20 protein-coding genes are annotated in these 21,358 nt (G+C 62.6%); 3 read left to right on the top strand and 17 right to left on the bottom strand.

Translation table 11 applies throughout. The annotated features are described in order from the left end of the window. Nucleotides 1–15: 15 nt before the first annotated feature. Nucleotides 16–918 (bottom strand): histone deacetylase family protein, encoded by a 903-nt coding sequence (locus E5J99_RS04255; protein WP_135496474.1) that lies wholly within the window; start codon nt 916–918, stop codon nt 16–18. Between the two features lie 208 nt (nt 919–1,126). On the opposite strand from E5J99_RS04255, the gene E5J99_RS04250 reads away from it, so the two are divergent. Beyond that, nucleotides 1,127–1,396 (top strand): RtcB family protein, encoded by a 270-nt coding sequence (locus tag E5J99_RS04250; RefSeq protein ID WP_210114404.1) that lies wholly within the window; start codon nt 1,127–1,129, stop codon nt 1,394–1,396. Nucleotides 1,397–1,523: 127 nt separating this feature from the next. Here the strand turns inward: E5J99_RS04250 and E5J99_RS04245 are convergent, their stop codons facing one another. The 3 genes from E5J99_RS04245 to E5J99_RS04235 all read right to left on the bottom strand — a co-directional run bounded on the left by E5J99_RS04245 (nt 1,524) and on the right by E5J99_RS04235 (nt 4,278). Further along, a complete protein-coding gene (locus E5J99_RS04245; RefSeq protein ID WP_135496472.1) occupies nt 1,524–2,054 on the bottom strand; it encodes a hypothetical protein in 531 nt (176 codons plus the stop codon). A 43-nt stretch (nt 2,055–2,097) separates the two neighbouring features. Further along, nucleotides 2,098–3,603: a hypothetical protein gene (locus E5J99_RS04240; RefSeq protein ID WP_135496471.1), complete on the bottom strand. Its 1,506-nt coding sequence runs from the start codon at nt 3,601–3,603 to the stop codon at nt 2,098–2,100. Between the two features lie 111 nt (nt 3,604–3,714). Then, nucleotides 3,715–4,278 carry a Crp/Fnr family transcriptional regulator gene (locus E5J99_RS04235; protein ID WP_135496470.1) on the bottom strand — a complete coding sequence of 188 codons (564 nt, stop codon included), beginning with the start codon at nt 4,276–4,278 and terminating at the stop codon, nt 3,715–3,717. Nucleotides 4,279–4,645: 367 nt separating this feature from the next. On the opposite strand from E5J99_RS04235, the gene E5J99_RS04230 reads away from it, so the two are divergent. Further along, the gene (locus E5J99_RS04230; protein ID WP_135496469.1) at nt 4,646–5,296 is read left to right on the top strand and encodes a zinc ribbon domain-containing protein; all 651 of its coding nucleotides are present in this window, start codon (nt 4,646–4,648) and stop codon (nt 5,294–5,296) included. A gap of 495 nt (nt 5,297–5,791) precedes the next feature. Here E5J99_RS04230 and E5J99_RS04225 read toward each other — a convergent pair whose 3' ends face one another. Continuing rightward, nucleotides 5,792–6,007, bottom strand: a complete 216-nt coding sequence (locus E5J99_RS04225; RefSeq protein ID WP_135496468.1) for a PID-CTERM protein-sorting domain-containing protein — start codon at nt 6,005–6,007, stop codon at nt 5,792–5,794. A gap of 88 nt (nt 6,008–6,095) precedes the next feature. Further along, nucleotides 6,096–10,610 carry a DUF4394 domain-containing protein gene (locus E5J99_RS04220; RefSeq protein ID WP_135496467.1) on the bottom strand — a complete coding sequence of 1,505 codons (4,515 nt, stop codon included), beginning with the start codon at nt 10,608–10,610 and terminating at the stop codon, nt 6,096–6,098. A 986-nt stretch (nt 10,611–11,596) separates the two neighbouring features. On the opposite strand from E5J99_RS04220, the gene E5J99_RS04215 reads away from it, so the two are divergent. Further along, complete coding sequence (locus tag E5J99_RS04215; protein ID WP_210114403.1) at nt 11,597–12,076, top strand: META domain-containing protein; 480 nt, start codon at nt 11,597–11,599, stop codon at nt 12,074–12,076. A gap of 331 nt (nt 12,077–12,407) precedes the next feature. On the opposite strand, the gene E5J99_RS04210 is transcribed toward E5J99_RS04215, so the two are convergent. The 11 genes from E5J99_RS04210 to E5J99_RS04165 all read right to left on the bottom strand — a co-directional run bounded on the left by E5J99_RS04210 (nt 12,408) and on the right by E5J99_RS04165 (nt 21,143). After that, nucleotides 12,408–12,821 (bottom strand): STAS/SEC14 domain-containing protein, encoded by a 414-nt coding sequence (locus E5J99_RS04210; RefSeq protein ID WP_135496466.1) that lies wholly within the window; start codon nt 12,819–12,821, stop codon nt 12,408–12,410. Nucleotides 12,822–13,320: 499 nt separating this feature from the next. After that, complete coding sequence (locus E5J99_RS04205) at nt 13,321–13,734, bottom strand: hypothetical protein (RefSeq protein WP_135496465.1); 414 nt, start codon at nt 13,732–13,734, stop codon at nt 13,321–13,323. A gap of 383 nt (nt 13,735–14,117) precedes the next feature. Next, the gene (locus tag E5J99_RS04200; protein WP_135496464.1) at nt 14,118–14,750 is read right to left on the bottom strand and encodes a helix-turn-helix transcriptional regulator; all 633 of its coding nucleotides are present in this window, start codon (nt 14,748–14,750) and stop codon (nt 14,118–14,120) included. 445 nt (nt 14,751–15,195) lie between these two features. Then, entirely contained in the window at nt 15,196–15,654 is a 459-nt protein-coding gene (locus tag E5J99_RS04195; protein WP_135496463.1) for a hypothetical protein, read from the bottom strand. 564 nt (nt 15,655–16,218) lie between these two features. Then, on the bottom strand, nt 16,219–16,692 hold the full coding sequence (locus tag E5J99_RS04190) for a hypothetical protein (RefSeq protein ID WP_135496462.1): 474 nt from the start codon (nt 16,690–16,692) through the stop codon (nt 16,219–16,221). Nucleotides 16,693–16,695: 3 nt separating this feature from the next. Beyond that, nucleotides 16,696–17,280 (bottom strand): hypothetical protein, encoded by a 585-nt coding sequence (locus tag E5J99_RS04185; RefSeq protein ID WP_135496461.1) that lies wholly within the window; start codon nt 17,278–17,280, stop codon nt 16,696–16,698. After that, nucleotides 17,267–17,572, bottom strand: coding sequence for a hypothetical protein (locus E5J99_RS04180; RefSeq protein WP_135496460.1), 306 nt, complete (start codon nt 17,570–17,572; stop codon nt 17,267–17,269). Before E5J99_RS04180 ends, E5J99_RS04185 begins: the two co-directional genes overlap by 14 nt. Nucleotides 17,573–17,962: 390 nt before the next feature. Continuing rightward, complete coding sequence (locus E5J99_RS04175; RefSeq protein WP_135496459.1) at nt 17,963–19,657, bottom strand: T9SS type A sorting domain-containing protein; 1,695 nt, start codon at nt 19,655–19,657, stop codon at nt 17,963–17,965. A gap of 168 nt (nt 19,658–19,825) precedes the next feature. Then, a complete protein-coding gene (locus E5J99_RS21150) occupies nt 19,826–19,996 on the bottom strand; it encodes a hypothetical protein (protein ID WP_167851973.1) in 171 nt (56 codons plus the stop codon). Nucleotides 19,997–20,218: 222 nt separating this feature from the next. Further along, nucleotides 20,219–20,623: a hypothetical protein gene (locus tag E5J99_RS04170; protein ID WP_135496458.1), complete on the bottom strand. Its 405-nt coding sequence runs from the start codon at nt 20,621–20,623 to the stop codon at nt 20,219–20,221. 67 nt (nt 20,624–20,690) lie between these two features. Further along, a complete protein-coding gene (locus tag E5J99_RS04165; RefSeq protein WP_135496457.1) occupies nt 20,691–21,143 on the bottom strand; it encodes a hypothetical protein in 453 nt (150 codons plus the stop codon). Between the last annotated feature and the right edge of the window lie 215 nt (nt 21,144–21,358).

Genomic DNA, 21,358 nt, shown 5'->3' with positions numbered 1-21,358 from the left:
TTTTAGGGAATAGGCTCACCCAAACAGCTCATACGCCACCCGGAACGTGTTGCAGTGTGCGTCCACGATGTCGCCGATGCGCTCGGAGTAGCCGCCGCCCATGCTCACGGCCACCGGCAAACTGTGCTGCCGGCATAGGCCGAGCACAAATTCGTCGCGCGCGCGGCAGCCGGCCTGCGTCAGCGCCAGCTTGCCCAGCTTATCGGTCGCCAGCACATCGACGCCGGCCTGGAAAAACACGAAGTCGGGCTGTACCTGTGCCAGCAGCGCGGGTAGCACAGCCGTGAGCTGGCCCAGATACGCGGCATCTTCGGTGCCCAGCGGCAGCGCAATATCCCGGTCCGACTGCTCCTTGCGCAGCGGATAATTCGCCCCGGCGTGCATACTGAAGGTGAACACCCGGGGTTCGTGCCGAAAGATGCTGGCCGTGCCGTCGCCCTGGTGCACGTCGAGGTCGACGACCAGCACCTGCCGGGCCAGGCCGTGGTGGAGCAGGTGGGCGGCGGCAATGGCAATGTCGTTGAGCACGCAAAACCCTTCGCCCCGGTCGGCAAAGGCATGGTGGGTGCCCCCGGCCAGGTTCAGCGCCACGCCATCGTGCAACGCTCGCCGCGCCGACTGCACCGTGCCTGCCGAGCTGCTCAACGACCGGAGCACCAGCCGCTCGCTCTGCGGCAGGCCCAGGCGGCGCACCTCGGCGGCCGACAGGCGCAGGTCGCGCACTTTGTACCAATATTCCGGCGTATGCACGCGCAGCACGTCTTCCTCGGCACACAGGCCGGGGGCGTAGAAATCGTGGGGCGGCGCGATGCCCTGCCACAGCAGCTGCTCCCGAATCAGCTCGTACTTGGCGATGGGAAAGCGGTGGCCGGCGGGCAAGTCGAGCGTGTAGCGGGCGGAGGTGGCGAGGCAGGGCATAGAAAGGCAAAGAAACGACGCAATGCGGTTCCCGGTTTTATCGTGCGTGGCCGGGGCGTGGCCGATTCACTAAGAAGCTGTTTGAGGTAGCAAAAATACCATTGGAACGATGTAGAGACGTGACCCTTAGCGTCTCTATATTGAACGAAATCGGCCTTGCGGCGCGGGTGCGGAGACGCGAAGAGTCGCGTCTCTACTCTGACCATTTTTGCGCTACCTCAAACAACAGCTTCTAAGCGCGACGGCGCACGGGGCCGGCCGGCTTATGTCGCGGACCCGGGCCAAGCAGGAGCTGAGCGAATCGGCGGTGCGCCAATACCTGCTGGATCATGGCGTAGTGTTCCAGGGTGGGGGCGTGCATGAAGCGCCGATGGCCTACAAGAATATCCACGCCGTGATGCCCAGCCAGCAGGAGCTGGTGGCTGGGCTTGGCTCGTTCACGCCAAAATCGTGCGCATGGATGGCGCGTAGAATCTAAGCCTTGGTTAAAAGTTTGGTCCCAATGTTACATGCATCCTTCATAGTGGTCCGACGAATTACGCCACATACTATCCTGCGGCGGCAGTAGGGGGAAGGCAGGCGGAGTCACTAGCCCGTTGGCTGCCTTATTGCTCCACGACTCCTTTCGGTCGGTTTCGCAGAAAAGGCAGCGTTAGCAGGGCCACGAGGGCGGGCAGTACCACCGCCGAAATCCAGAACCCCGAAAACACCCCCGTCTGCCGGGCGTGGGCCGCCTGGAGCCGGGCCAGTTCGGCGGCAATGGCGGCCGCGCTCCGCCCAGCCGCCAGCAACTCCGCCTGCTCAAGGGCCAGCACAAAGGAAAACCACTCCGGGTTCAGCCAGTTGTGATGAAGCGCCAAGTAGGGCCGGTACACTAATTCCGCCACGATGGCCACGCCCAGGGCCAGGCCCACGCGCTGCCACCCCGGCAGGTACGCCCGCCGACGCTGCTGATTTATCGCGGCGGCCAGCACCCCCACAGGAAGTGCGACCACCGCCACGTCCAGGTACTGACCGGTGGCCAGATAAACCGTATCCAACCGGGTCAGCCACATCAAGGTCGTATACAGACAGAGGGAGCATCCCAGCACCAGGCCGTACGTAACGACGGTTTTCAGCAAAGGTGACTCATTCATGGGAGCACAGGAAAAAACCTGGTATCAGCGCGTTGAGACGAAATTATGGCCGCCAAAAAGCGGTTTGCGCGAAGCCAGCGCCTCCCACGATTAACCCGAGCAAGCTTCCCAGGCAAAGCCAGGCAAACACGTCGCCCCACGCCCGGTAGGGGGTCCACACCTTTTGCACCGGCACGGTCGCCACAAAGGCCTTTACGTCGGGGGCGAGGTGGTACTGGCTGCGCACCACTTCCCCGTAGGCCGTCGTCAGGCTGCTTTTGCCCTGGCCCGTGATGCGAAACAGCGCAAAGCCGTTTTCGACGGCCCGTGTCGCCGCCATGCGGGCGTGCAGGTCCCGAATGCCGGGCCAGTCCGCCGCCGGGGCAAACACGATGTCGGCCGCCCCGACCTGCCGGATAAGGCCGGGGTAATCGAAATCCGCGCAGATGGCCCCGGCGTAGGCCACGGGTCCGACCCGAAAGACGGTGGGCGGTTGCTGCGCGGCCACGGCCGGTTCCATCCCGCTGACCGGCTTGTTCTTCACGTAGTCGTAGACCACCTCCCCTTGGGGAGAGAAGATGGTCAGGTGGTTCGTGCCGGGCCGGGCCGGGAAGCCCCGGTCCACCAGGAAATACGTCACGCCCAGGTACAGCCCGTTCGCTACCGCAAAGTGGGCATTGCGGGCGGCAAAGGCCGCATAGTCGGGCCGGTAGACGACCAGGGCCGCTTCCTGCCAAATGACCCACTGGGGCCGGTACCGCTGCGCGTACTGCTGCGTCTGCGCCAGGTAGTAGCGGTGCGCGGCCCCGGCTTTTTGCCGGAGTAGCGCGCTGTCGCGGCCCAACGTTAGGTGTTGGTCCCACACCACTTCCCGGAACCAGGGCCACGAGCGCGCGTCCTGAAACGTGAGGCCCAGCACCTGCACCCCCGCCCGCGCCGGGACTTGCTGTTGCACCCGCAGCCACCCCAAACCGAAGCAGACGACGAGCAGCCCTAGCGCCAGCCCAACCGGCCGGACGCCGCGCTGGCCCGCCCGCCGTTGCCGAAGGGCCGCGAACAGGAGGCCCGCCGTGGCGTACACCAGAAAGGTGACCCCATAAATGCCCGTCCAGGCCGTCAGTTGCAAGAGGTACACGCTGTCCTGCGAGTAGCCCACTGAGCCCCACGTGCCGTTGGGGCCGAGGGCAAGGCCGTACTCGACGCTGACCGCCGCCAGGGGCAACAGCAGCCAGCGGCCCGCCGGGGGCACGCGGGAGGCCAGGGCCCGACTCAGCAGAAAGGGAAGCAGGTAGGTAGCGGCAAACACGAGGTTGGTCAGGTGAAAGGCCGGCCCCGTTAAAATATTGACTATGTGCTGCGTGCTGTACACGAGCGTGAGGCCCAGAACTCCCACCACGTAGGCCACCCAAGGCCGGGGGTGCTGGAAGAATACCAGCCAGAGCATAGGCGTCACCCAGGCAATGAGCACCCAGCCCGGGTACTCGCCCAGCAGGTATTCGAGGGCGCCAAGCGGCACAAGAACAAGGGGCCAGGCCGACCAGCGGCCCCCGGCGAAACGGAGAGGAAGCATCTGGCAAAGGTGCGGCTCCCGCCTCCCGGCGCTACTTGATTACAATCAAAAAATACCGGGCGGACCGCTGTTTTTCGATCATCCGGTCCCTCAGCTCTTGGCCGCGGCCCTTTACCCCTTGGCGCGGACCCGGCTGAGTGTTTCCGGGGTGATGCCCAGGTACGAGGCGACCATGCCCAGCGGCAGGCGGGCCAGAATCGGCCGGTAATGGGTGCAGAAGTGCTGGTACTTTTCGGCCGGCGAGGTGAAGCGCAACGAATTCAGGCGTTCCGACTGCTCAAGAAACTGTGCGCTCATGATGACCCGCCCGAAGCGTTCCATTTCGTGAAACTGGTTAAACAGGTGCAGCAAGTCCTCCAGCGACAAGGAATACGCCTGCGTGGGCTCAACGGCGGCAATGGCGTAGGGGTCTGGCACGCCCCGCATAAAGCTGTAGGCCGAGGTCATCCACTGGTTTTCGGCCGCAAAGCCATCGGTCACGATTTTGCCGTCCTTGTTGAAGTAGATGCGCACGAGTCCCTGCTGAATCCAGTACGTGCGCCGGCACACGGTGTCGGCTGTGTGGAGCAGTTCGTTCTTGCCGAAGCAGTGGTGTTGCGCGCGCTGGCGCAGCTCCTCGGCCAGTTGCGGAGAAAGGGTGGTAAACTGCGCAATGTGCTGGAGGAGCGTGTGCATAGGCGAAGGCGGAACCTGAGAGGGAAAGGGTAGTGCTGGGAAGGTAACAACTCCGCACCGTCCTACTCGTTGCCAGGGAGAAAGAAAAGGGTGTTTCGAACGCTTATCGGTAATTTTACGTGCCGATAGGTACCATTCTCCTAATCAAGTGTGCGATTTAGCCACGTAACTTTTGGGCCAAACTTTTAACCAAGGCCAATCTAAAATCAGCAGGGCCGTCAGGCACCGGGCACCGCGTAGCATGGCGGGCGCCTGTAGCAATGAAAAACACCCGTTGGACTTCCCGGCGGGTGTTTTTTATGAGTACCATAACTTCACTATGTAGATATGCTACTTTTAAGCCGCCAATCATTCGACCTTTCCAGCTATGAGCAACCTTATTCAGTTTGTTGCCAACCACGACGACCTGTCCACGGACAAAGGCTTTCAGTTCAAATTTTACTGCGATAAGTGCCGCAACGGCCATATGTCGCGGTTCCAGACCAACACCATGGGCATGGCCACCAGCCTGCTCAACGCGGCGGGTAGCTTGTTTGGCGGCATGTTTCACGATGCCGGCAACGCGGCCTACCAGATGCAGCGCGCCGTGGGCGGTAAGGCCCACGACGAAGCCCTGGAAACCGCCGTGCTCGAAGGCAAAAAGCACTTCAAGCAATGTACCCGCTGCGGCCATTGGGTGTGCCCCGACGTGTGCTGGAACGGCAAGGCCGGCCTCTGCGAAGACTGTGCCCCCGACGAGCACGAGGAGCTGGCCTCGCAACAAGCCCAGGCCGCCCGGGAGCAGATACAGACCAAAACCCGCGCCCAGGACTACACCAAGGAGCTGGACTTCGTGAACCGGGGCAGCATCGTGCAGTGCAAAAACTGCCAGACCACACTCGACGCCAACAAGAAATTCTGCCCCGAGTGCGGCACTCCCAACGGTGCGGCTCAGCCCAAGGAAAGGTTCTGCTCTGATTGTGGGGCCACGATGAAGCCCAACCAGCGCTTCTGCGCCGAGTGCGGCAAGCAGCAGTAGCGCAGGAATGTAGTGTTCCTAGACCGGTAAAGCCGTCTGTCATCCTGAGCGGCGCGCAGCAGAGCGACGGACCTTCCTGGCCGGAGGGATAACAGGTATTCAACGCAGAAAGCCCTTTACCGCGCAGGTGGTAAAGGGCTTTCTGCGTTGGTAGGAACTTCAGTGGGGTAAGAGCCTGTCCGAACAGGCAAAAAGAGTCCGGTTATGCTTCGACAGGCGGACGCCAGATAAAGCATGACCGTTTCTAAGAACTCAAACAGCCTCTACAGCGGTTTTACGAACGGTGTACGAGCGGATAGTAGCGCGAACTTTGTAGTCCGCGTCCTGGAACGGTCCTTTGGCGCGGGGACGCGAACTACAAAGTCGCGCTACTTCCCAGGCCAGTACACCGTTCGTGAAACCGCTATAAGCGGCATCTGCCAGACCGGCGCTACACACGAAAGGGGGAGCCGCTGACTGTCAGCGGCTCCCCCTTTCGTAGGATCAGGTATTAGGTTAGCGGCGTCGGTTCTGCCGGAGGCGCTTGAGGCCGTAGGCGGCCCCAGCAGCCAGTAGCAGCGAAACGCCGCCATCAATAGGAGCAGTGGTAACACCGGGGCGGGGGCCGCCGGTACCGGGACCCTGAGCTTGGGCGGGCTGCCACTGACTGCTGAGCAAGCTCAGGCCAGCAGCAGCTACCGAAAAGCGTAGCGTGGAGACAATATAGTTCATGGCAGGGAGGCAAAGACAAAGTGAAAGGAAAGGCCAGCCAACTCCCGGACGGCACCGAGCCGTCCGGGAGAAGCCTTAACAAGCCCATTTACTCAACCACGAGGCGCTTATTGACAACGCCCTGCGCAGTAGTCAGACGCAGCGTGTACACGCCTTTGCTAACGCCCGTCAGCGGCAGCTGCTGGTCGACGGCGGTGCGGCCGGCGGCCAGGGTCTGGCGAAGTACCACCTGGCCCAGCGTGTTAACCAGCGTCACGGCTACGGCCTGCTGGCGCAGGTCGGCCGGCAGGCTGATAGCCACTGCCTGGCGCGCCGGGTTAGGATAGAGGCTGACCTGCTGAGCCAGGGCCACGGGAGCCGTAGCCAGCACTTTGCTTTGCGTGAGCAACAGCGAGAAGCGCGGGGCCTGCGTGCCGGCAACAGCCGCAAACGAGTAGCTAGCCTGCTGGGCCAGGTCGATGGTAGCGCCGGTCTGCGCGTCGCGCAGGTAGACGTAGGTGCCGGTCGGCACATTCGTCAGGCCCGCGGCGCGGAGCGTGAAGGTGCCGTTCTGGTACACCTGCAAGCGCAGGGGCACCGTTACGTCGGCAGTCGTCAGCGCCGGGAGGGCGTTGATGGACAGCCGCACGGCACCGGCCGCTTCGGTGGCCAGCACGGGGGCCGTGCCAGCCGTGAGCTTGTAGGCATCCAGGGCTGAGTCGAAGCCGACAGTGGCGCTGGCATCGAAGTACACCAGGGTTTCATCGGCGGGGCCGCTGGTGCCGCGCAACTCCAGGCGTACCATCGGGTCGGTGGCGGCGGTACGCTGGAAGATAGGGTTGCTACCATCCGTAATGCGGGCCGCGTTGGTGAAGCTCACCTGTCCATTGGAAGTGCCCGGCGTCGTGACACGCACGAAGAAGCCCTGGCCCATGGCAATCTGGTCGGAGCCGCCATTCACGCCTACGCCGCCGTTGCCGGCCACGTAGCTCGAGTAGGTGCCGTCATACACATCCGTGGAGCGGAACACGTACACCGCGCCGTCCACGTTCGAGCGGCCCACCACATCCCAGTCGATAGGCGACGGGTAGGGGTTGCCCAGCAGCTGCCAGCCCGTGGCATCCTGCGAGGCGGGAGCAGCGCTGCGCGACAGGCCGCTCTGGTTGATGTTCCCGCTATTGACCGTGCCCACGAAGTCCACGGTTTGCGTACCGGCGATGTTCACGGTGTAGCCGCGGCCTACTTCCAGCGGGCTGCTCAGCGCGGCCGGCGACTGGAATCCTTTATCGAAATCCTTTGCGTAGTCGCCGCTGCTCGTCACCCGGCTCTGCTCGTAGCTGAACACCGTGGGGAAGGGCGACACCAGGCTCGGGTCCGCCGCCGTGTTGTAGTCGGAGTTAACTACGGGCGTGAAACCGGGCGTAGCCAGGTCGGCCACGGTGCTGCCCGTTACGGGCGCGGAGTAGTGGCGGTAGCCCAGTCCGCTGTTGGAGGGCGTAATGAAGCGCTGCACCGTCACGTTGCCGGTCACGCTGTTGGCGCCCGTCTGGAGCACCTGGCCAGTGCCGGTAGTGTTGGAAAGCAGCGTCAGGTTGCCGTTAGACGTTACCGTGCCGCTCACCACCAGCACCCGCTGCACGCGCACCGGAGCGTTGAGGGCCAGGCCGCCGGAGCCGCCCGTCAGGGTGTTGAAGAAAGAAACCGTACCGCTGATGCTCCGGGCCGCCGAACCGGTGAAGCGGACCTCGCCCCGGTCGCCGGCGGCGGTAGTGCCACCGTTGTTGGTGAAGTTGCCATCGAGCGACAAGACGCTATTAGCCGCTATTGTCAGCAGCGCGCCGCTGCCCAGGGTAGCGTTTCTGGCCACCTGCGAACCACGCACTACCGGGTCGTTGGCGGTATCAGGAATGTTTACGTCGTCGGCGGCGGTCGGTATCCGCATCGGTTCCCAGTTGCCGGCCAACGCCCACTGGGTATCCACGAAACCCGTCCAGGTCAGGTCGGCTACTACCACCGGCGTGAGGAAGGCGGCCAAACCGGTGAGGTTGCTGCCTACCCCGATGCGGGCACCTGCCGAAGCAATACCCGTCGTCAGGTTGATGGTGTAGAGGTTGTCAGTGGTGGCACCACCCGGGGAAGCTACCAGAAAGGCCGTACTAACGGGCGTAGCGGGCGCGGTGAGGTCGGCGAAGATGTCGAAATCAACTCCGGTAGCCAGGTTAGCCGTGAGCCCTGAGGCACCGGCCTGGTCCACGTAAGTGCCGGCGTTGGCATCCATCGAGCGCAGCAGCACGTTGCGGGCCTGGTCGTAGCCGTAGAGCGTGGTGCCGGTGGCGGCGTTGGTGTCGTTGTTGGTGTAGGCCACTCCCGACAGCGTGGGCGCTCCGGCCGGATTGGTCACCGGCGTATCCGTCAGGAATGTGCCGTCGGTAGGGTTCATGCGCAGGTTGACCCGGGTTTCGCCCGAAACAATGCGGATACGGTCGGGCACGGGGTTGAAGTCGAACCCAATACGCTGCGCCGTAGTGCCCAGCAGCATGGCCTGCAGGCTGCCCACGGGGCTCAGCGCACCGCTGGAAATGTTGAGGGTGTAGAGCTGGCCCTGCTGGGCAGCGGCATTGTAGCCCAGGGCGAAAAGCTGGCCGGTAGCGGGCCGGAAATCAGCGCCGACCAGCACCTGCGTGCCATCGGTGGGCAGGCCGGTGATGTTCACGGCCGAGCGCAGCACCCCAGGGTTGTTGGAGTCGAACGATACCAGGTTGCCACCAGCTATGCCGTAGAGCAGCCGGCCACCAACGGCCGCGGTGCTGTTGGGAACAGTAGCCGGATCGGGCAGCGCCGAAATGTCCCGGACCAGTATGCCCAGGCCAATGGAGCCAGCCAGGGTGGCCGTTTTGTCGCCGTTGGTCGTCAGCGCATTCGGCACCAGCGTATAGAGGCTGGAACTAGTGCTGCCTCCGTTGTTAACAGCAATGAAGGGCCGGTTTACCTGGCCAGCCACATCGAAGTACATATCAAAGTCAACGATGGCGTTGGCCGGGTCAATCGTGAGGCCGAGCAGCTGTCCGACGGTGTTGAGCGTGCCGGCGTTGGGTGGGTCCTGGCGCACAATGCGGTTGCGGGCCTCATCAATATCGTACAGAATGGTTGCCGTAGAGCCTGCAAAGGAGTTAGTGTAGGCCACCGACCCTACCTGGGGCGTGAGGCCGGCACTCTCATCGCCGGGGGCGTACGTCAGCGTGCCATCGATGAAGGCCAATGCGCCGTTGTTGGGGTTGAGGCGGTAGTTGGTGCGGTTGCTGCCCGTCACCCGGATGCGGTCCACGGTGGGGTTGAAGTCGAAGCCAACCGAATTGACGGCGGCGGCGGTAGTGCCCAGGCTCAGCGTGATGGGCGCCGCGCCCACGGGCGTTGCCCCGGCCGTCGTCAGGTTGATGGTATAGAGGCGCGACTCCCCAGTGGTCGGGTTGTAGCCCAGGCCAAATAGCTCCCCGGTGTTGGGCCGGAAGTCGGTGCCTACCAGCGTCTGGCCGTCGGCAATGTTGGTGATGGAAACGGCGGAAATAATATTGCTGGGGTCGCCGGAGTAGAACGACAGCAGGTTGCTGGTGGCACTCACGGCGTAGAGCAGCTGCCCGCTCACGGCCGGGGCCGTCCGCCGGATCTGCACCGCAATATCGGTGATGCCCGGGGCCGGGTTGGCGTTGGTCGGTGGGTCGAAGGGGCTGCCGCCGCCCACGCCGCCTTCCAGCGCTACCGCGCCGGTGGCCAGGTTTACGGCGTACAGCGCGGTGATAAACTGCCCGATGCGGGAGGGGTCAGGGTCCGGCACGTTGAGGCTCAGGTATGCTTTCTCGGCCCGGGTAATGGGGTTAGTAAAGATGTCCAGGTCGGAGGTGTTGCCAGGCGTGTTCAGCGGAAACGGCGTGTTCAGCGTGGCTACGGTGTTGAGCGTGCCCACGTTGGGCGGGTTCTGAATCGTGAGGATGGAGCGCTGCTCATCCACGTTGTAGAGCGTGGTGCCCGTGGCACCGATGAAGCTGTTGGTGTAGGCCGCAATGCCCACAAACGGGTCCTGGCCCGCGTTGGGGTCGGCGGGCATGGCCGTGGTAGTGAAGGCCAGCATGCCGTCGGTGGTGGCTACGCCGTCGTTGGGATTGAGACGGTAGTTGCCGTTGTTGGTACTCACCACCCGGATGCGGTCCACGGTGGGGTTGAAGTCGAAGCCGATGCGCTCGGTGGGCCCGCCCAGCAGCAGCGACGACGGAGCGCCTACGGCCGTGGCCGGGACGGTGGCACCGGCGGCAGTAATGTCGAGAATATAGAGCTGGCCTTGCTGGGTAGCGGCGTTGTAGCCCAGGGCATATAGCTGGCCGGTAGCGGGCCGGAAATCGAGGCCTACCAGCAACAGGCCCGAGGTAAGTCCGGCAATGGGCTTGCGGGTGCGCGTAGTGGGGCTGGTCAGCTCCAGCGACGTAAGGTCGGTGCCGGATAAGCCGAACACGGTTTGGGCGGTGGCGGCGGGCGTGCCAGCCACGAGCAGGGCGGCACCGAGCGCGGCACGGCGCAGCCAGGCACTCAGGCCGGCGGCACGCATCAACGGCGGGGGTAAGGTTATTGGCATTAGCGAATAGATTGAGGTGAAAAGAACAGCAGCCCAAAGCACTGCCAGCGAGAGAATTGCCAGCGGGCTGGGGCAGAAACAGCTACGGAAGTAGTGATGTGCTTGGATTCGTAAATAGGGTTAAAATAAGATTAAAAGTAACTGATGCTCACTGGTATAGGGTATTCGGCATATTCGCCTTGCCAATAGTGGTGCGACTGTCTCAGTAGCTGACTTAAAGCCGGGTGCTCGTTTACTGGCTGGGTGTTCAGGAGCGCTTGTGGGACATTGCGCCTCCTTTGGACGTCAGCTCTCGTCCTCTGCTCGATGCGCAGAATGCTCGACAGCACGTTCCTTCTTCTTGCTGTTCACACAGCCTGATGCCAGGCTGAAGATGCCCGCGCTACCGCCGCTGCGCTGCGCCACCAAACCAGCCGGGCTACGTAAGCATAGACCAGGCGCTCCTTAGAAGCTGTTTGAGGTAGCGCTGGAAGGGTGTAGAGACGCATACTTGCGTCTCGTCGGCCGCGGCGGCACAACGATTGTCGTCCAACGACAAGACGCAAGGATGCGTCTCTACACTGGTTTGACTGCTCTTATGCTAACTCAAACAGCTTCCTGGATCCTATCCAACCAGGCTGTGTGGACAGTAAGAGAAAAGAACGTCCTGTCGAGCAGCGCGAGACATCTCGCGTGCAGTGGTAAATCATGTTACGACCGCACGCGAGAGGTCTCGTTCGCTGCTTGATGCGCAGAATGCTCGACAGGGCGTTCAACAAGCATTCAGGACTGCTTTTTCGATTCCTGTCCACACGCCAGATGAGCATGACCGTTCTTACCTAGCCTATTTGGATAGGATTTTAGTATCTCAGAATGATTCCGCGCACTCTGAGTACTGTAGCGACCCTGCCCGGCCCGGCGTCCGCGCCATGCGAGGGTCGCGCAACGATTTGAGTGGCAAAGAGTCGCGTTGCTACTTCCGAACTACCATCATTCATCCCTGCTCTATGGCCATGCTGTTATCCGACTGCTTTCGTCCGGCCGCTGCGCTGGTGCTGCTCGCTACCACCGCGTGCAGCTTCGATTTGAGTGAGCGGCCCAACGCCGCTGACACCGGCAAGGCTACCGTGGTGGCGTCCGCGCTGCGCAATGTGCGCTGGGAGCTGCGCGAGCTGGCCGGTCAACCGGCTGCGGCGGCCGTACAACAGCCCTTTCTGGTGCTCCGCGACACCCGTTCCCGCGCCGAGGGCCGGGCCAACTGCAACCGGTTTTCGGGTCCCTACACGCTGCTGGCCCTGGGCCGGCTGCGGCTGGGGCCGCTGGTGACTACCCGCAGCAGCTGCCCCGAGCTGGCCGCCGAGGGGGCTTTCCTGCAGGCCCTGAACCGTGCCCAGCGCTACCGCATCAGCGGCAACATGCTGAGTCTGTACGCCGCCGACACCCTGGGCCCGCCCCTGGCCCGGCTCCAGGCCGTAGCCGCCGAGTAGCCGGGCAGCCAGGAGTACCGTAGGAGTGCTTTGTTAAAAAGGGGCCAGACGAGGCGGCAGAGATGCTGCGACAAGCGCCGCCTGACGTTCTGAACTCAACCCGACTACTTCCGCGCCACTGCTGAACCAGAGCCGGAGCAGGCGGCTTGGGTCAGTGGCTGGGGTATGAGCAGCACGCAGCACCCAAAAGGAACGTCCATCCAAGCGTAGTGCGCGCCGACTCGTTTGCTGACTACACCGCCTGGCGCGGGTGGGGCAGCTAGCTTCCTCTGCCGCCCTATGGTGCCGCGCTACGTCCCTGCCCCCGCCGCCCCCGGCACCGGCGAGGTGGCTAGTGCGCCAGGAGCCACTGGGTGGCCTCGCCCTCATTGTTGAAGATGGCCACGTCATAGCCCCGATGCGGGTCGGAAGCGGCCTGCATGCTGGCTTGCAGGGTGGGGCTGGCTTGCAGGGCTTCTTCGCGGCTGGGCGAAATGAGGTAGGCCAGGCGGGGCCGGCGCGGGGCCAGGGCCGCTACTACCTCGGGCAGCCAGACGTTGGCGGCCCACTCGGCCATAGAAGGCGTGGGGTGGGGACGACGCCGCACATCCACGAGCCAGCGCGGTGTGCCGTGGGTAAGGCCCTCGGTGATAATGGTACGGTAGTCCTGCTCAAACTGGCCGGGCTGGAGGGCATCCAGCCAGCGCACCGCAAGCATGTCCAGGTCGGGGCGGTACTGAATGTTGAGGCTAGGGGATGAATACATATAGGCAGGGTAGCTTTCTGGTACCGCTCGAAGGGGAGCTCCGGGCAACTGAGCGCGGGGAGCAAGGCCACGACGCGCTAGCACAAAGCTACGGCTATATCGAACTGCTGCCGGAACGTTGCCGCCACCAAGGAGGAAGACTCTTTCCTGGCTTCAGGATGACAGACGAGAGGGGGAAGCTGGTTGCGTGTCCAAAGCTGTCATTGTGATGGATAGTCGCATCCTGGGGTCTCGTCGGTCGCGCCTCCAGGTCGGATGTTGTGCAACGACGAGACGTGACCTACGATGCCCGCACCCGAGGAGAGCATCAAAAAGTGTGGGGCAGTACAAATTTTTGGTCTGTCTGGAAGCAGGCACAGCCAGTGGCAACTTACCCTGGAACAGAATTGCCCCACTCTTTTTGATGCTCTCCTCGGGTGCGGCCCCGGAAAAAATAAAGCCTCCTCCCGGTCCGGGAAGAGGCTTGCTACACTAGGTGATAGAGCTAGGGCGGGGCGGGCTACAGCGCTGTTTTGCGGGCCGTGGCTTCCGTCACAAACGTGTTGATTTCGGCAATCTGCACCTGTACCTGGCGCAGGTCGAGGGCCCGGTTGAGGGCCGCCACGGGGCCGCGCAGCTGCTGGCTGGCCGTCAGGTTTTCGTGGCGCTGGGAGGCGCGGCGCAGGTCGGCCTCGGTGTTGATGCGGGCCCTGCTCCCCGTGGGCAGCGTGGGTACCACCGGCGTGAGGGCCCCAATGATGGCCGTCTGGGCGGCCAGGTCGGCGGTGATGTCGGTGGCGCTTTCGCTGGTGCGCTCCCCCTGGGCGGTTAGCACGGTTTCGCGCACTTTCAGGTCGCGCAGCTCCAGCTGGGCCGCTTCCAGCACGGTGTCGCACTCGGCCACGGTGGTCAATAATGTAAAGGGATAAGCCATTGTGGGTAAGGGTTAAAAGGTGAAGTAAAAAAACTACCTCCCCTCAACGCTACGGCATCGCCTTATTATATAAATAATGGTATATTTTTTATTTGGTATAAACCAGCCGGGTACCAGGCCCTGCCTGAGAAGCTGTCTTGCGTAGCGAAAGAGCCGTCAAACTGATGTAGAGACGCATACTTGCGTCTCGTCGTTGAACGACAATCGTTGTGCCGGCGCGGCTGACGAGACGCAACTATGCGTCTCTACACCGTTGCAGCCCTAGCGCAAACAGCTCCCAGCACGATGTAGAGACGCATCCTTGCGTCTCGCATTGAACAGCCGCGAGCAGTACCCAGGACCAGCAACGATTGAGACGCGAGGGGGTGCGCCGCCACCCCCCGCTACACGGCCTTTGCCAACAGCCGGGCCAACGTGGCCGCCTCGGCCTCTACGGCCGCCAGCCGCAGCAGGAGCAGGGCCAGAGCCGTAGCCGTATCGGGCCGCAGGGCCGGAGCCGGGGGCAGGGCCGCTGCCAGCTCAGCCAGCCAGTGCCCCAGGTGCTCCTGCTCGGCGGGCGACGGGGCCGGGTCGGTGGGGTGGGATGCCAGGGCGGTTTGCAGCACGGCCAGTGCCCAGCGGCGACGCTCCTGGGCAGTGGCCCGCTGGCCCAGCACGTGCAGGTCGCGGCGCAGCAGCACGCTGCGGCGGCTGCACTGCCGCTGCCGCTTCAGCAGGGCCGCCGCCGCCAGCGGGCCGGGCAGGGTCTGCTCGGGGCCAAACAGCACGACCGGCACGGCCGGTGGGGCGTAGGCCGCCGCCGGGGCCGCCGCGCCGAAGCCCTCGGGTGGGGGCAGCAGCCGCGCCAGCCGCGCCAGGCGCAGCGTGACCAGGGGCGTGGCCCTGCGCCGGCCCGCTTCTATGTTGCCCACCTGCTGCTCACTCACGCCCAGGTAGCGCCCCAGCTCGGCTTGGGTAAGCCCAAAGTGGGTACGAATGGCGGCAGCCAGACTATTGGACGCAACGGGACGCGACATGGTGAGAGAGTGGAGGGTGTTTGTAAATAAATCACAAATACCTTCCATAACCGGAGGGTTATCGAACTATTTTTTTGAACACCCTCCAAAATGGTACGTGCTGTAGGCCGTGCAAGTCGCCTGAACGTGCGCCAGTGGGAACTTAGGCGGTTTCTTGTTTCGCTGTGAGGCGAATGCTATTGAGAATCACATGGATTTGCTGTTCCACTATGGTAGCGGGCTCCTCTATAAGGTTGAACTGCTGCTTTAGATAGTCTAGAGCAAATTTCAGGTCGGTGTACGGCATGTAGCGACGCGACCCTTCGCGTCTCGGCGTTGAACGATGCGGGAACACCAAACGGCGCGAACAGCAGACGCGAAGGGTCGCGTCGCTACACCCCTACAGCAACCCAAGAACCGCTCTAGCATGACGCTCCGATTAATTTTAGCGACTTCCTAAACAGCTTCAGTGCAGAAACAGCCCGCCAAACGCTGCCTTTACCAGCTTCAGCACTTCCCCGGCCTGGGTGGGGTTGAGGGCCAGGGAGGTAATAGCACTGATGAAGCCGCCGAGAATCCAGTTTTGCCAGTCTTTCTTGGTGAGGGTTTCGGCTTTGATGGCCGCGTCGGCCGTCAAGTTGCTTAATTTCTGACGGGCGGCTTCGGGCAGGGCAGCGGTGGCGAAGCTTTGTTGTAATAGCCGCAACTGACCTTGTACTTCGGCTAATTCCTGGCGGGTGAATTTGTCGTCGGTGGGCTCAGTGGTGCCGGCGAAGAGCTGGGCGGTTTTGGCCGCTTCGGCCCAGAGGTCAGGGGTATCGAGTTCTTCTACTAAGCGCTCTGCCCAGCCTGCAAAATAGTCGATAACAACTTCCCATGACTCGGCCTCAACAGCACTATTTACGCCTTGAAATCCAGGCCGCATGAGTATCTCATACAAAGGGCCTCGACCTGTTTCGATATGAAAGAAATACTCGTCACCCTCATCAGTAGAAACAGACAGTTCGTACTCGGTTTCTTCACGAGTTTCCTTAAGAAGCTGTTTGAGTTAGTGAAAAAAAATCCGGACCGGTCATGCTGAGCGCAGTCGAAGCATCTCTACCGCAGTGGTAACCGAATTTAGCCTTGCGGTAGAGATGCTTCGACTGCGCTCAGCATGACCGTTTTTAATAACTCAAACAGCTTCTAAGATCAGTAGGTGTTATTCCGTAGGCTTGTAAAATGCCAAACAAAGCATTGCGTTGTTTTTTCAGGAGCATATCAGTTTAGGTAATAGACTTGTTCCTGAATAAAGCGAAACGAAAAAAGAACGTCATGCTGAGCGCAGTCGAAGCATCTCCACCGCTTCGTTGCACGACTTGGACGAAGCGGTAGAGAGGCTTCGACTGCGCTCAGCATGACAGCCAAATTTTAGCATCGGTTCCTACTTCAGGAACAAGTCTAATAGTTGTTGGTGGATTCCTCCGGCGGGTTCGGATTGCTCTGAGAATTACACCGTCGTCTTCGGGCGTACCAGGTCGCGCACATCCAGGAGCGGCAGCACGAAGGGTTGCAGGATAGTATCCGACGTTTTGGCCGCAATCATTCCCCGGGCCGTGGAGTAGGCCACCCCAGTGAGCGTCAGAATGAGCTGCTGGCTAGGAAGTGGCGGTTGCTGGGGGGCTTCGGGCGCAGCTTCCAGATAGTCCCGCAGGTTTTCTACCAGAAAGGTAAGATGCAGCCGAAAACGCCCTTTAACGGGCGAGGGTTGGTCATCTTCTTCCATTGGTTGGCAATGCACGGTCAGGTCGATAAGGATATACTCTTCCTCGATACTAAAGGAAGGAGAAACGTTGTGGTAGATCTGGAACCGCTGGGTACCAAGCTTGACGTAGGTGTCGGGGGCCTCGTTGAGAATGGCGCACTCAATAAAAACGCCGCTAACCAGATGAATCTGGCTAAGAACAGGAGCAGGAGCAGGCATAGCTTAGGCAGCAAAAGAGTAGGTACTGACCCGCTCCCCGGCTTCCTGGGGTACAGTCACGCTAAAAGAGGTTCTGGGCGCTGGTTGCACCCGGGCCAGCTCCTTGTTGTAAGGCGCTACTACTTCGGCAGTCGGCTGGGCTACCAGGGCCAGGTGAGTCCGCACCTTGCGGCCAATAGCGGGCTTCAACGTTTCGGGGGCTGCCGCCAACAGGGCCGAGAGCCCCTGGTCGGTGAGCAGCAGCTTCAGCAGCAGCGCATTCGACTTGGAGGGTAGCTTATCCGTATTGACGTAGGTGCGGTACTGATTGATGCCAAACCCAAGCAGGTCTGATACCTGGGCACCGGATAGACCCAGCGCTTCTACCCGGCGGTGCAGGGCGTCCTTGCTCAGGCCGTTTTGTTCGCGCCAAGCGCGGTGCAGCCGGGCCAGAAACACGTTGCCCTGCTCGGGCGTGTTGTACCGCTCGCCAGTGTCGGGGCACTGCCAGGCGGGGCTGCTGAGCTGAAACTGCTGGCCACGGAAGGTATAGGCGGCTGCTTCGCCCTCTACCTCATGCATGGGGTTGCCGGTTTTAGGACTGCGCATTGTAGATGGTTTCAAAGGTGGAGCTGTAGATAGAGGGAAACAGGAACGTAAGCGGATATTCCGGCGGGTGAAAGGAGATACAGACCGCATCGGCAGGGGTGCGGCCCAGCTGCACCTTCACGTAAGCCGGGCGCTGCTTTTTATTGGCTTTACCTACCAATACCCCGAATACCCACAGGTGCCGGCCCTCGGCTTGCTCCCGCGCGTCATCCGATTCGAGTACGTGGCTGGCCTGGGCCGACGTCAGCTGCGTGATATAAGGGATGCAGTCCAGGTAGTTTTTAATTTTCAAATCAAGTATCCCTTGCTTGTTTTCAGGTCGGTCGAGAAGTAAGATAAACGGGGAAGCCTGTCCCATGCAGGTATGCAGCCGCCGAAGAAAATCTTCTACTTCGGCCAGGGACGGGGGAGGGAGTCTGGTAGCCAATACGGGAAGTGGTTTGCAAAAGTGCAACAAAAAAGTTGCAGTCTGATTTCAGGTAGTCTGTCGGAGTGGTTGGCCAAGCCTGGTAGCCTGAGTTTTCGTAAAGCGGGTGGCTCCACGGGCAGTGCTGCTACCTACTACACCGTGTAGCCTTCCCCGGTGTACCGGATCAGGCTCAGGGCCGCTAAGGTAGCCAGCAGGGGCTTTACTTTCTCGGCCTTCAGGCGCTGGAAGCGGGTGGCTGCCTGGGCGGCGGGGCTACTCGACTACTACGCGACCGGCCACCTGCCGGCCCTGCGCATCGGTAGCCCGCAAGGTGTAGAGGCCGGGCACTAGTCCCCGCACTGACACTTCAGCCCCCGATGATACCGCCGCTTCACGCACCACGCGGCCCAGCGCGTCGAGTAGCCGCACGCGGGTACCCACGGCCAGGGCCGGCAGGGTTACCCGCTCCGTGGCCGGGTTGGGGTAAAAGTTCAGGGCCCGCAGATGGAGCGCGTGTGCCGCCAGAGGAGCCGTGCCCAGGCGCGCCAGGAAATTTTCGCCGCTAGCAGCGGCGCTCAGGCGGAGGGCCCCAAAGGCGGCCGTGCCCCTGATGCGGCCGTATACGTACACGCTGCCCTGCGCATCGAGACCCAGGCCGTAGCCGGATTCTACTCCGGAGCCGCCGGCCGACTGCGCCCAGCGCACCTGGCCCTGGGGCGTGTAGCTGGCTACCACCACATCGGTGGCCCCGGCGCTGCTGAGCGGGAAGGCTCCGTAGCTGGCGGTACCCGAAAAGGAGCCCACTGTGTAGACATTGCCGGCCGCGTCGAAGCGCGGGCCGCTCCAGGCGCTGGTGGTGCCGCTGCCGGGCCGTACCCACTCCAGGGTGCCCAAGGGCGAGTATTTGGCCAGATACGCCGTGTTGCTGCCCACACTCACGAGGGTAGTGGCACCGAAAGTGGCCGCCCCGCTGAAGTCGCCGGTTACGTAGGCGTTGCCGGCCGCGTCGGTCTGCACCTGGGAGAGGCGGTCAAGCTGGGGGCCGCCCAGCTGCTGCACCCACTGCAGGGTCCCGGCGGCCGAGTAGCAGGCCAGCAGGCCATCGGTGCTGCCCCGGCCCACGGGGCGGATGGGCGACGGGCCATCGAACACGGGCTGCCCATTGGTGTAGGTGCCGATATATACCTGCCCGGTAGAGGCTACCGCCAGCTGCGGCGCATTGTACTGATACACGATGGGCCCGTGGGGCGCGGCGTAGTAGAACGCCCGCGCCACCGACTGTATGGCCCCGGTAGCCGCCGCGAAACGCGCCAGGTATACGGCGGCTCCGTTGTCGGAGTCCACGGGGGCATTGGCCTGGAGGGTGCCGAAGCGGGCCACCCCGTTGACGGCCCCGGCCACCACCACGGAGCCGGCCGCATCGAGAGCCAGGCTGGTGCCCGTTACGCTGCTGCTGCCGCTGGTGTCGTCGCTGTGCTGCGCCCATTGCGCAGTGCCGGCCGGCGAGTAGCGCACCACGTAGGCCTTGGCCGCGAAGCTCGTGCTCGTGAGCCGCAAGCCATTACCCAGCTCAATGGTACCCTGAAAGTAGCCGGTCACGTAGCAGTTGCCGGCCGCATCGAGGGCCACGGCATAGCCGCTGTCGGTGCCGGGCGAGCCCAGGTGGCGCACCCAGTGGCGCTGGCCGGTGGGGCCATACCGGGCTACGTAGGCATCGATGCCGCCCACGCTGGTCAGGGTGGTATCGCCCACCTGGGCCGTGTCCAGGAAGCTGCCGGTCACGTAGCAGTTGCCGGCCGCATCCACGGCGATACTCTCGCGCAGCTGGTTGCCCCCGATGGCCGTGGCGTGCGTCCAGGGCAGGACGGTCTGGGCGTGGGTGGGTGGGCAGAGCAGCAGGGCGGCAGTGGTGGCCAGGGCCGCCCCGCGCCACGTAGCGGACAGTAGGGACAGTAGCAGGATATGCATACTTAAAGGTTGCCAAAGGCGGGCAGCAACACAAGCTGAAGCGGTAGAGAAGTGAAATAAACCGCTGCCTGCCAAACCCTTCTTTCGGCCCCGGAGCCGGGCGGTACGGCTACCCGGGGTAGCGCAGGGGCAGCCCGAGCGCAAGCCAGGCCGTAGCAGGCCCAGCCGCTAGCGGCGGCGCAGCAGCAGTCCGATACCCCCGCCGCCCTTAAATACAGTCAGGCGGCTGACTTTGAGGCCGGAAACAGTGGTGCGGGCCGTTATGAGGGTGTCGGTGTTCTGGGCCTGGGCCGCGATGGGCAGCAGCGCCAGTAACAGCGCGCCGGTGCGCCGGGGCAAGCGGGAGTAAAATGAGGCGCTACGGGTGGAAAGGGAGGGCAGACGGGAGTAGAGGTACGCTTAACGGCCCTGCTATTGCCATCTTGCGCAAAGGCCGCGCGGGCTTCGGCGGTGGGTTGGCCCGATGTAGCGACGCGAATACGCGTCTCAATCGTTGAACGACATCGGCCGCACGGTGCGGGCCGGCGGTATCGTTCAACGACGAGACGCGAATACGCGTCGCTACACCGTGTAGCCTTCCTCGGGGTGGCGAATGAGACTTAGGGCCGCTAAGGTGGCCAGCAGGGGCTCCACTTTCTCGGGCTCGAGGCGCTTGAAGCGGGCGGCTACCTGGGCGGCGGTGAGGGGCTGGGCGGCTTGCTGGAGGGTGTCGCGCAGGGTGTGCATCTGCTGGGCCAGCTCGGTGGGGAAGGGCTGGGTTGCTTCGTTCAACGACTTGCTCAACGATTGACCACCCCGGCCTTCGGCCACCCCTCCTTGAAGGAAGGAGGGGAGCTTCGTTCCTTTGGCTGCTTCTGGTAGAACCATAGTGGCCTGCACGGTTTCGGGGGCCTGGTAGGCGGGGCGCAGGTAGCGGATGTGGCCCTGCTGCTCCTCGCAGGCGCGTTCGTGCGTGGAGGCGCACAAGGAGCGTCAGCCTCTCGGCATCAGAAGAAAGTTAAAGCAAGTCTTCGCGCAAGACTTTAGAAAAGGGCTAGAGGCGCAGATTCAGCCCAACGGCCGGGTAAGCCGCAGGTGGGCCGTTGGCCAAGGGTGGCAGTGGCTGAGCAAGGAGCTGCAAACTGAGGTGGGGGGCACCTGCACGGGCATTGCGTCTCGCCGCGAAATACAGGGGCACACTTCCCACCATCATCCCGCCACCCGCCGTAAACACATAGCTCCAGGCTGTAAACCGCCGATCAGCATTGGGGTCTAAGGCGACGGTGACGATGCTGTGCTCTCCATTGAAGATGCTTATCATCTTGTAAGCTGACGTAAGGACGACAACGCTCCCGCCGATAAGCAGCGCGTTGGCGGCCACTTTTTGGCGGTGGCTTTTGATGAGATAGTTGTTCGGGGGAATATCGCCTTGGGAAAGCGGTCCGGGCTGGGCAAAAGCCGCTAGCGTCGGCATGGCGAGCAGGAAGCAAAGCAGGAACTGGCGCATGGTACGAAACGGCTAGGGTAGCGGCGCGGACCCCGTGGGACTTACCAGCTCCCACCTTGACGGCGCTCAAATTCTTATTGAATATATATAATAGACTTGTTCCTGAATTAGGAACCGATGCTAACATTCGGCTGTCATGCTCATCTGGCGTCCGCTTGTCGAAGCATCTCTACCGCAATGCTAAGTACCACTGCGGTAGAGATGCTTCGACAAGC

This window comes from Hymenobacter elongatus (assembly GCF_004745955.1).
Lineage (GTDB): Bacteria > Bacteroidota > Bacteroidia > Cytophagales > Hymenobacteraceae > Hymenobacter > Hymenobacter elongatus.
The sequence above is the reverse complement of the archived record's forward strand: the minus strand, read 5'-3'. Positions and strand labels throughout refer to the sequence as shown.

What these genes read in the sequence shown, in the direction of transcription:
- E5J99_RS04255 (WP_135496474.1), bottom strand. Translation starts at nt 918, where the DNA reads ATGCCCTGCCTCGCCACCTCCGCCCGCTACACGCTCGACTTGCCCGCC.
- E5J99_RS04245 (WP_135496472.1), bottom strand. Translation starts at nt 2,054, where the DNA reads ATGAATGAGTCACCTTTGCTGAAAACCGTCGTTACGTACGGCCTGGTG.
- E5J99_RS04240 (WP_135496471.1), bottom strand. Translation starts at nt 3,603, where the DNA reads ATGCTTCCTCTCCGTTTCGCCGGGGGCCGCTGGTCGGCCTGGCCCCTT.
- E5J99_RS04235 (WP_135496470.1), bottom strand. Translation starts at nt 4,278, where the DNA reads ATGCACACGCTCCTCCAGCACATTGCGCAGTTTACCACCCTTTCTCCG.
- E5J99_RS04230 (WP_135496469.1), top strand. Translation starts at nt 4,646, where the DNA reads ATGAGCAACCTTATTCAGTTTGTTGCCAACCACGACGACCTGTCCACG.
- E5J99_RS04225 (WP_135496468.1), bottom strand. Translation starts at nt 6,007, where the DNA reads ATGAACTATATTGTCTCCACGCTACGCTTTTCGGTAGCTGCTGCTGGC.
- E5J99_RS04220 (WP_135496467.1), bottom strand. Translation starts at nt 10,610, where the DNA reads ATGCCAATAACCTTACCCCCGCCGTTGATGCGTGCCGCCGGCCTGAGT.
- E5J99_RS04215 (WP_210114403.1), top strand. Translation starts at nt 11,597, where the DNA reads ATGGCCATGCTGTTATCCGACTGCTTTCGTCCGGCCGCTGCGCTGGTG.
- E5J99_RS04210 (WP_135496466.1), bottom strand. Translation starts at nt 12,821, where the DNA reads ATGTATTCATCCCCTAGCCTCAACATTCAGTACCGCCCCGACCTGGAC.
- E5J99_RS04205 (WP_135496465.1), bottom strand. Translation starts at nt 13,734, where the DNA reads ATGGCTTATCCCTTTACATTATTGACCACCGTGGCCGAGTGCGACACC.
- E5J99_RS04200 (WP_135496464.1), bottom strand. Translation starts at nt 14,750, where the DNA reads ATGTCGCGTCCCGTTGCGTCCAATAGTCTGGCTGCCGCCATTCGTACC.
- E5J99_RS04195 (WP_135496463.1), bottom strand. Translation starts at nt 15,654, where the DNA reads ATGCGGCCTGGATTTCAAGGCGTAAATAGTGCTGTTGAGGCCGAGTCA.
- E5J99_RS04190 (WP_135496462.1), bottom strand. Translation starts at nt 16,692, where the DNA reads ATGCCTGCTCCTGCTCCTGTTCTTAGCCAGATTCATCTGGTTAGCGGC.
- E5J99_RS04185 (WP_135496461.1), bottom strand. Translation starts at nt 17,280, where the DNA reads ATGCGCAGTCCTAAAACCGGCAACCCCATGCATGAGGTAGAGGGCGAA.
- E5J99_RS04175 (WP_135496459.1), bottom strand. Translation starts at nt 19,657, where the DNA reads ATGCATATCCTGCTACTGTCCCTACTGTCCGCTACGTGGCGCGGGGCG.
- E5J99_RS04165 (WP_135496457.1), bottom strand. Translation starts at nt 21,143, where the DNA reads ATGCGCCAGTTCCTGCTTTGCTTCCTGCTCGCCATGCCGACGCTAGCG.